We start from the raw sequence: 2,066 nt of genomic DNA on the forward strand, positions 1-2,066 counted from the left end.
GTTGACATTAAATTACAATCTGAATATAATATAAGTATAATAAATGAAAAACAAACAAATAAAAGCTTTGACGGAGACAAAAATGTTCGTTGATTAATTACAGAGAGTCGGTGGTGCTGAGAGCCGATGTTAATTTGAACATATAATGATCACTCCTAGCTTCCATATTGAACGGGTGACTTATTAAATATGGACGTTCGCTAACGTTACATAGCTATAGTTAAGATTAGCTCTGACTAGAAAAAATGAGGGATAGTCATTTATTATATGGCTATAAATAAGGTGGTACCGCGGAATATAACTTTCGTCCTTATGAGTGATAAAGTGTTGCTTATATAGGAAGAAGGTTTTTTTTATTGCAAAATTTCCTATAAGCACACAATTTGAAACCAATTAAAAATTTAACTAATTTCAAAGGAATTTATAGGGGGTAAATATTATGAAGAGAAATGTATATGCAAAATTAAATCAAGGTATGGATTCATTTTTAAGAGTAGCCATGACATTAAGAAGAAAAGAGTTATCAGTAGAAGCAATAAGCATGAATAGTGAAAATTCAGGAATGTACCTTACAATAAATGAAGATGAAACATCTTTACAAGAAGTAGTAAATCACATGAGAAAATTATATGATGTTACAGATTTACAAGTTCAATAATAATTTGAATAATCTAAAAATATAAAATAGTCAAAATATTAACAAAAATAAAATACAAAAAATAATAAAAATTTAAAAAATTGTTTGAAAAATATATAAAATTGATATATAATATCTTATACTTATAATATGTTAAATTAAATGGTAAATAATTAATAATTTTTAGGTAACTGATTTGGATATTCTATTTTTATAGATTTATCAATAAAAATAATTAATATATATAAATAACAAGGGGGATTTTCAGAAATGAGAATGTTTTATGACAAAGATGTAAGCATGGATGCTTTAAAAGGGAAAAAAGTAGCAATATTAGGATATGGTAGTCAAGGCCATGCACATGCACAAAACTTAAGAGATAGTGGTGTAGACGTAATAGTTGGTTTACATGAAGGATCAAAATCAGCAGTAAGAGCTAAAGAAGATGGATTTGAAGTAGTAAGTGTAGCAGATGCTACTAAAGCAAGTGACATAGTAATGTGTCTATTACCAGATGAAGTTCAAAGAATAGTATACGCTGAAAGTATAAAAGATAATCTTAAAGAAGGACAAACATTAGCATTTGCTCATGGATTTAATATACATTTTGGATATATAACTCCACCAGAATATGTAGACGTTATAATGGTTGCTCCTAAAGGACCAGGTCACTTAGTAAGAAGCGTATTCAAAGAAGGAAGCGGTGTTCCAGATTTATTCGCAGTATATCAAAACTACACTGGTAAAGCTGAAGAAACAGTTTTAGCTTATGCTAAAGGTATAGGTGGAACTAGAGCTGGTGTACTAGAAACTACTTTCAAAGAAGAAACTGAAACTGACTTATTCGGTGAACAAGCTGTTCTTTGTGGTGGATGTGAAGAATTAATAAAAGCTGGATTCCAAACATTAGTAGATGCTGGATACCAACCAGAAATAGCTTACTTCGAATGCTTACATGAAATGAAATTAATAGTTGACTTAATGTACAACGGTGGACTTGAAGCAATGAACTACTCAGTAAGTGAAACTGCTGAATACGGTGGATATGTATCAGGTAAGAGAGTTATAGGGGAAGAATCTAAGAAAGCTATGAAAGAAGTATTAGCTGATATACAAAGCGGTAAATTCGCTAAAGAATTCATAGAAGAATGTGAAACTGGATGCAAGAAATTCCATGCTATGAGAGAAGAACAATACAGTGCTCAAATATCTGAAACAGGTAGACAATTAAGAAGCATGATGTCATTCTTAAAATAGATAATTTACATAGAAAATAGTAAAAGCTTATAAAAGCATATTGGAAATTATAATTATATAGTTTCCAATATGCTATAAAAAACTAAAATAGATAAAAGCAACATAAAAAATATATAGTTGCTCTCAAAAAGAATTTTAGTATTGTCTCATATAATTTCAGAATATTCAGAAA

Annotated in this window: 2 protein-coding genes and 1 other annotated feature; both genes read left to right on the forward strand. The window is 29.2% G+C overall.

Annotation, left to right across the window (positions count from 1 at the left end; translation table 11 throughout):
• Nucleotides 1-58: 58 nt before the first annotated feature.
• Nucleotides 59-315, forward strand: a binding site (T-box leader).
• A 124-nt stretch (nt 316-439) separates the two neighbouring features.
• A complete protein-coding gene (locus MR593_RS03205; RefSeq protein ID WP_290686862.1) occupies nt 440-658 on the forward strand; it encodes an ACT domain-containing protein in 219 nt (72 codons plus the stop codon).
• Nucleotides 659-907: 249 nt separating this feature from the next.
• A complete protein-coding gene (gene ilvC / locus MR593_RS03210) occupies nt 908-1,894 on the forward strand; it encodes a ketol-acid reductoisomerase (protein ID WP_290686864.1) in 987 nt (328 codons plus the stop codon).
• Nucleotides 1,895-2,066 lie beyond the last annotated feature (172 nt).

Source organism: Intestinibacter sp. (genome assembly GCF_022780145.1).
Classification (GTDB): domain Bacteria; phylum Bacillota; class Clostridia; order Peptostreptococcales; family Peptostreptococcaceae; genus Intestinibacter.

Excerpts from the sequence above, each read along its gene's own strand:
- MR593_RS03205 (WP_290686862.1), top strand. The coding sequence starts at position 440 with ATGAAGAGAAATGTATATGCAAAATTAAATCAAGGTATGGATTCATTT.
- ilvC (WP_290686864.1), top strand. The coding sequence starts at position 908 with ATGAGAATGTTTTATGACAAAGATGTAAGCATGGATGCTTTAAAAGGG.